The organism is Catonella sp., from assembly GCF_052169795.1.
Classification (GTDB): Bacteria; Bacillota; Clostridia; order Lachnospirales; family Lachnospiraceae; genus Catonella.
This window is the reverse complement of record NZ_JBQNBU010000101.1, coordinates 1-6,883: the sequence shown is the minus strand read 5'-3', so window position 1 is coordinate 6,883 and position 6,883 is coordinate 1. Positions and strand designations below refer to the sequence as shown.

Annotated in this window: 6 protein-coding genes; all 6 read right to left on the bottom strand. The window is 35.2% G+C overall.

Translation table 11 applies throughout. The features are described from left to right. Positions 1-989, bottom strand: a 989-nt coding sequence (locus tag ACTTKP_RS10615) for a cell division protein FtsA (RefSeq protein ID WP_442553874.1), incomplete at its 3' end; no start/stop codon positions are given. Further along, a complete protein-coding gene (gene coaE / locus ACTTKP_RS10610; RefSeq protein WP_442553873.1) occupies positions 973-1,587 on the bottom strand; it encodes a dephospho-CoA kinase in 615 nt (204 codons plus the stop codon). The genes ACTTKP_RS10615 and coaE, both read right to left, overlap by 17 nt. A gap of 15 nt (positions 1,588-1,602) precedes the next feature. Beyond that, on the bottom strand, positions 1,603-4,482 hold the full coding sequence (gene polA / locus ACTTKP_RS10605; protein ID WP_442553872.1) for a DNA polymerase I: 2,880 nt from the start codon (positions 4,480-4,482) through the stop codon (positions 1,603-1,605). Continuing rightward, entirely contained in the window at positions 4,472-4,966 is a 495-nt protein-coding gene (locus ACTTKP_RS10600) for a zf-HC2 domain-containing protein (RefSeq protein WP_442553871.1), read from the bottom strand. The genes polA and ACTTKP_RS10600 overlap by 11 nt, the downstream gene beginning before the upstream one ends. Positions 4,967-4,970: 4 nt before the next feature. Further along, positions 4,971-5,489, bottom strand: coding sequence for a peptidylprolyl isomerase (locus tag ACTTKP_RS10595; protein WP_442553870.1), 519 nt, complete (start codon positions 5,487-5,489; stop codon positions 4,971-4,973). Positions 5,490-5,584: 95 nt separating this feature from the next. Beyond that, complete coding sequence (locus tag ACTTKP_RS10590; protein ID WP_442553869.1) at positions 5,585-6,793, bottom strand: ribonuclease E/G; 1,209 nt, start codon at positions 6,791-6,793, stop codon at positions 5,585-5,587. Positions 6,794-6,883 lie beyond the last annotated feature (90 nt).

The following is a 6,883-nucleotide window of genomic DNA, read 5'->3' as shown; positions in this document are numbered from 1 at the left end:
CCTCCAACTACAAATACTGCACTTACAGACTTTCCTCCATTTAATTCCTTAATCTTCTCAGCTATTTCTTCTGTAATGGAGTTTAATGTTGGAGCTATTGTCTTAAGAATATCTTCAGCCTTCATAGTCTGAGTAATATCCATTATATCCTTAAACTCCACCTTGTCATTTTCAGTAAGCTCTCTTTTAATCTGTTCAGCTGTATTAAAGTCAACAAGACAGAGCCTTGCTATTATTTCTGTTATCTCATCTCCGGCATGAGGAATCATTCCATAAGCTATTACACATCCGTCATTTGTTATACAAATATCAGAAGTACCGGCTCCTACATCCACAAGAGCTATATTGAGAAGTCTGAACTTTTCAGGAATAGCTACATCTATAGCTGCAATAGGCTCCAATGTGAGATTGGCTACATTCAACCCTGCATTTTCCACAGCTGCATACAAATCATCCACTACATCCTGCGGCAGAAAGGTAGCTATTAATTCTGCATCTATCCTTGTACCCTTATGCTCCTCAAGGTTAATCATCTGTTGTCCATTAATATAATAATGCATTACAGAATAACCTACACAGTAAAAATCATTGCCATTATCTTCAGCTGCCCTAATAGTCTTATATGCCTCTTCAACACCGAGCATTTCAAGGGTATGGATTTCATCATCATGTATTACTGTTTCTTCAGTAAATTCTATGAAAGGACTTACATTTACAGTCTTAAGCACACGCCCCGCAGCAGCTATCGATACTTCAGTAAGCTCTCTGCCGAGCTTAGCTTCAAGCCTTTTTTTCATCTTTCTTATTGATGCTGATACCTTAGGTATATCATGAATCTGTCCGTCAAGCATAGCCCTTGTGTCATGTTCAACCTGATCTATGGCAAAGACTTTAAAATGATGCTCATCCTCCTTCGCACCTACAGTTCCAACCAAACTCCTTGTTCCAATATCAAGACCAAATACCAACCTTTCAGGTAATTCCTGCATGGTGTCCTCCTCTATAGCTTTCTAATATATTTTTTATCTGAATTTCAGTTTCTGATTCAGTTCCGGAATTATCTATAACATCATCTGCAATCTTTCTAAATTCTTCTTCTGAATTTTGACTTTCAAAAATTTTTACAGCCTTCTCTTTATGTATTCCACGGTTATCATAAAGCCTTTTAATCCTCACATCACTGTCAGCATAGACAAACCATATTTTATCACACTTTATATTATACCCTACTTTTATCAAAAGTGCAGTCTCTAAAGCAATATAATTATAATTTTTTTTCTTAAATTCTGCTATCCTTCTGTCAACCTCTAACTCTACAGCCGGATGGATGATATTATTTAGCTTCAGTAATAATTCATTGTTTCCAAATACTATATTTCCAAGTTTTTTTCTATCAATAGAATTATCATAAGCAAGAATTTCCTCTCCAAAACAATCAACAACTTGCTTATAAGCCTTCTTACCTACTTCCATTACTTCATGCCCGATAGTATCAGTATCTATGATAGCCGCATTAAACTTATTATGTAACAGTTTTGTAACAACCGATTTACCCGAACCTATTCCCCCGGTAACTCCAATTACCATCTTCTTTACCTCCGGCTAATGCACATCATACCAGTTATATCCAAGCTTTACATCCACTGATAACTTAACCCTAAGTTCTGCCGCCTTCATCATTTCTTCTCTAAGCAACTTGGCAACCTCTTCTTTGTCATCATCTTTAGCTTCCACTAAAAGTTCGTCATGAATTTGAAGAATAAGCTTTGAATCCGGAAATTCTTTCTTAAGCCTTGCATTTACATTATTCATAGCTATCTTAATAATATCCGCAGCAGTCCCCTGTACAGGAGAGTTCATAGCTATTCTTTCACCAAACTGGCGTTTCATGTAATTGTTGCTTGTAAGTTCAGGGATAGGACGGATTCTCCCGAAATATGTCCTTACAAATCCTTCCTCTAAGCCTTTTTCTACAAGTAGATCCAAATATTTTTTAACTTGTGGATATGCTTTAAAATAATCATTTATGTATTTTTCAGCATCTTTCCTCGAAATACCCAAGTTCTCCCCAAGTCCAAACGAGCTTATACCGTATATTATTCCAAAGTTAACAGCCTTTGCATTTCTTCTCTGCAACTCTGTAACCTCACTTAGTAAAACTCCAAATACATGGGAAGCCGTTATTCTATGTATGTCTTCTTCGCTTTGATATGCCTTAATAAGTTCTTCATCCTCTGATAAATGTGCCATTATCCTAAGTTCTATCTGTGAATAATCCGCATCCACAAATACATATCCTTCTTTTGGAATAAAGGCTTTTCTTATCTTCTTACCAAGCTCCATCCTAATCGGAATATTCTGCAAATTAGGCTCGGTACTTGAAAGCCTTCCCGTAGCAGTTACCAGTTGGTTTAATTTGCAATGTATCCTTCCGTCTTCTTTTACAAAACTCTCAAGCCCATCCGTGTATGTAGATTTTAACTTTGCCACCTGCCTATAATTAAGCACTTTTTCCACTATCGGATCTTCTAATCTTATTCTTTCCAAAACATCTGCTGAAGTGGAATAACCTGTCTTTGTTTTCTTTCCATAAGGAAGCCTCAGTTTTTCAAAAAGAATAACACCCAGCTGTTTAGGCGAATTTATATTAAATTCTTCCCCTGCAAGCTCATATATCTCATCTTCATAATTCTTAATTAATACATCCAGCTCCTTAGAATATTCATGCAACTCTTCTTTATTAAGCCTAATTCCTCTTTCTTCCATCTCATACAAGGTTGATACCAAAGGCATCTCTATTTCTTTGTACAGATATTCCATACCAAACCTGTTTATTTCCAAAAACAGCTTTGGTGCAGAAAGAAGAGAAGTCCTCGCAACAAACTCAGCATTCTCTCCCAAAAAGAGTTCAGGATAGTCATTTATAACAGCTTCTATTCCATGTTCAGTAGAAAGTGGATTTATCAAATAATGTGCCACCGACAAATCATATACATTGTTATAATAAGTCTGCTTCAAAAATTCTAATTTTTCTTTAAGTGAGAATGTTACAAATTTTACATCCTTGCATCTATTAAAAAGTTTATCAAGATTTTCTTTAATAAAATCATCATTAATAAACATTTCTTTCTTAATAAAAGTATCTTTACCACCTGCTACTAATGTCAATCCATCTTCATCTACATCAAATCCTACAAATTCTTCAGCGGAACTGATACTATTAAAATACTTAAATGCTTCTTCTATATCAGAAATTTCTATTTTCTCAAAACATACCTCAGCTCTTGCTTCTTTTTTCACAGTCTTAACAGCCTCTGCCTTTTCACGCAGTCTGCTTATAAGATTTATTCCATTCTCTGAAATCAGCTTGTCTGAAATAGCTTTAAAAAGGCTATAAGGAAGCTCTTTTTTCTCTTTCCTCCCACCATCATCTCCAATGTCGCTTATATCTACCGAATTAAATTCAAGTGCCTTTATAATCTTTGTACCTGCTTCAAAATCAATGGTTGTCATTAAATCAGATAATTCTACACCTGTAGTATCTATGTCTGTTTTGATTGTCGCAAGCATTTCTGAAAGTCTTGCAGACTTCTCTCCCACCAATTCAGTTTCGGAAGTCTTAAGAAGATATGAAATAGGAGAACGACTGATTCCCAGTTCTTCCTTCCAAACTTTCTTAATCTCGTCCAGTTCTTTCTTATCTTTTCCATTTATTACCTTGTAAATTTCATCTACAGTATGGTATTTACCTATGAGCAGTCTTGCTGTTGCTTCACCTACTCCGGGTACTCCCTTTATATTATCTGAAGCATCTCCCATAATTCCTTTTAGAGAGTTCACATTTTGAGGTTCTACTCCAAATTCTTTCTTTACAAGTTCTCTATCATATACAAAACATCTGTCAGGAGCATTAATATCAGACTTATCTATCCCATATTTCTTATATAATTCATCAGTCTTTTCCGCAGAACTATGCATAAGCCAAAGTTTAGTCCTATCGTCTACAAGCTGGAGATAATCATTGTCCTTTGTCATAATACAAACCGGGATTTCATCCTTAAATCTTGCAGCCAGAGTACCACAAAAATCATCCGCCTCATAAGTTCCTGACATAAACTGTGGTATTCCAAAGGCTTCTACCACTGCCTGACAGATAGCAAACTGGTCTGAGAGGGGAGCCATAGTTTCTCCCCTGTTTCCTTTATATTCAGGATATATCTCCCTTCTAAAGGTATTTCTGCTCAAATCCCATGCTATAGCCAAATGACTTGGTTTTTGCTCTCTTATGATTTTAAGAAGATATTTAACAAAACCAAACACTCCATTTGTATAAAATCCGTCACCGGTCTGAAGAATTTTATCAAAAAATTTTTCTTTCTCTTCTATAGTCTTTGCAAACAGAATCTGCCTCGGAAGACTTCCGAAAAACTGTGTTGATAAGAGGCTTGAGCCATCTATTAATAAAAGATAATTATTTTTCATACAGTCTTCTCCTAAGCTCTATTTCTCTAGCTAACTCTTCCATATCCATAAAAATATCCGGCAAAACCTTACTGTCACTGAATCTGAACCGCATAGTGAGATCATTGTTTATTAAGGTCTTGCTCTCCTTTACTTCTGCTATTTTAACCTCTGTTTCTGTTTTTATATTTATCCCCGTTAATAGCATTACCGCTCCGACAACCCCCGGGAAGGCAACTCTGCGTTTCAGCATATTATTTTTATATTTTCGAATATCATTCTTTGTTTGTTCTATAAACTCAGTATATTCTCCATGATAATTATCCGAAGTTTCTATCTTGCCTTCAATTTCCTTCAAGCAATTAATTATCGTATAGTAAATTTCAAGTTCATCATTACATTCTTTACACGACAAAAGATGCTCAACCATCTCTTCTTTCTTAAGCATGGTGAGCTGCCCATATATAAAAGGCTGGATATTTTTTTGAAATTCACTACAGTCCATGTTATCACTTCTTTTCCGGTTCAGGGTATTCCTCTCCCTTAGTGTCTACAGTTACTTTTGCAATTTTTTGTTCTTCTTTCGGTCTATCCTCAAAATTAGTCTTTGTTCCTGCTATTTCATTCACTACATCCATACCCACAATAACCTTGCCGAAGGCTGCGTATGCTCCATCTAAGTGAGGTGATTTCTCATGCATAATAAAAAACTGAGAACCTGCTGAATCAGGATTCATAGCCCTCGCCATAGAAAGCACCCCCTTATCATGTTCTAACTCGTTCTTAAAACCGTTCTGAGCAAATTCCCCTTTAATAGAATAGCCCGGGCCGCCCATCCCTGTTCCGTCAGGACAGCCACCCTGTATCATAAAGCCTTTAATTACTCTATGAAAAATAAGTCCGTCATAAAAACCTTTTTTTACAAGCGAAATAAAGTTATTCACTGTATTAGGAGCTATCTCAGGATAAAGTTCAGCAACTATTTTTTTACCATTTTCCATCTCAATTGTTATTTCCGGATTCAACATATAATTACCTCTTTCTAAAATAAATTTACTAATATAATACACACAAGCCCTAACTTGAAGTGATTATTATTTCTCTTAATAACCTAACATATTTCTTATCTATTATCAATCAGGATTTCATGAATAGGTCTCCCCGTTCTCCTTCTCGTAATTTCCATAAGTCCCAATTTTGTTATATCTGCTACATTAGCCTTTATGCTATCTTCCTTTAAAAAATCCTCCATTGCATTTATGAGTTCTTTTTCTCTTGATTTGGGTATATCTATAAAATCAACAAGCACAATACCTGAAATATTCCTAAGCCTTAGCTGGTCAGCTATTTCTCGTGCTGCCTCAAGATTTATCTTCATAAAGGTTTCTACATTTGTAGACTTCCCTGCAATCGCCTTACCTGAATTCACATCTATAATTGTAAGTGCTTCTGTATATTCAATTATTATATATGCTCCCGACCTCAGCCAAATTTTTTTCCCCAATGCCTTATCAAGGCTTGTACCAATCGAATAAAGTGCTGAAAGGCTCATCATCTCGTCATTGTAAAAAAACAATTTCTTAATATCACCTTCTGAAAATTCCCTCAAATATCCCTTATACTCTTCATAAGTGTCTTTGTCATCCGTCATTATTTTTTCAATATTAGCACAGTTATCTCTGATAAGACTCAAATGCTCAGGAAGTTCTTTGAATATCCTCTCATATTTAACCCCATGCTTTCCACGATTGATAATAGAAAGAAATTTCACATAAAGATCATAAAGACTATCTTCAAGTTCTTTATCAGAGAGATTAATTGCTGATTTTCTAATAATTACACCTGAACCGGTTTCTCTTACAAACTTTTCTCCCAAAGGCATAAACCGTGATTTTATCTCTCCGAAATTCTCCACCTCTTTAAACTTCGAAGACAGATGCACTCTGTTCATATTAGTCTTAAGCACAGCATACTTTCCTATAAAGGTAAAATCTGCTGTAACTGAATATGACTTAGTTTTTGTTGGAAGTTTCGCAATTTGCACCAAAATCAAGTCATTCATTACCGGAGTTCCACCCGGCTTACCATTTGCATATACTATCTTCATATCATCACTAAGCGGCAGATATGCCTGTATTCCCGGAAAAATCTCTACAAAACAGGCATTAATATTTTTCACTATATTTTCCACTCTGCCAATTATTATGTCTCCGATGTTAAAAGATACTGTATTATCTGTTTCTTCAGATATTTTAAATTCTTTTATATCAAAATCGTTTGTAAGTGCAGAAACCAATCTGCCTTTTAACTTTGTTGAAATTATTCTATACATATTTGCCTCCATCTATTATTATATCAAATTTCATCAAAAATTTCATCTTTTTTGCTGGATATATATTATTTTATTTGGTACAATAACTTC

Bases quoted from the DNA above. Each gene is read 5' to 3' on its own strand.
- coaE (WP_442553873.1), bottom strand. From the start codon at position 1,587: ATGGTAATTGGAGTTACCGGGGGAATAGGTTCGGGTAAATCGGTTGTT.
- polA (WP_442553872.1), bottom strand. From the start codon at position 4,482: ATGAAAAATAATTATCTTTTATTAATAGATGGCTCAAGCCTCTTATCA.
- ACTTKP_RS10600 (WP_442553871.1), bottom strand. From the start codon at position 4,966: ATGGACTGTAGTGAATTTCAAAAAAATATCCAGCCTTTTATATATGGG.
- ACTTKP_RS10595 (WP_442553870.1), bottom strand. From the start codon at position 5,489: ATGTTGAATCCGGAAATAACAATTGAGATGGAAAATGGTAAAAAAATA.
- ACTTKP_RS10590 (WP_442553869.1), bottom strand. From the start codon at position 6,793: ATGTATAGAATAATTTCAACAAAGTTAAAAGGCAGATTGGTTTCTGCA.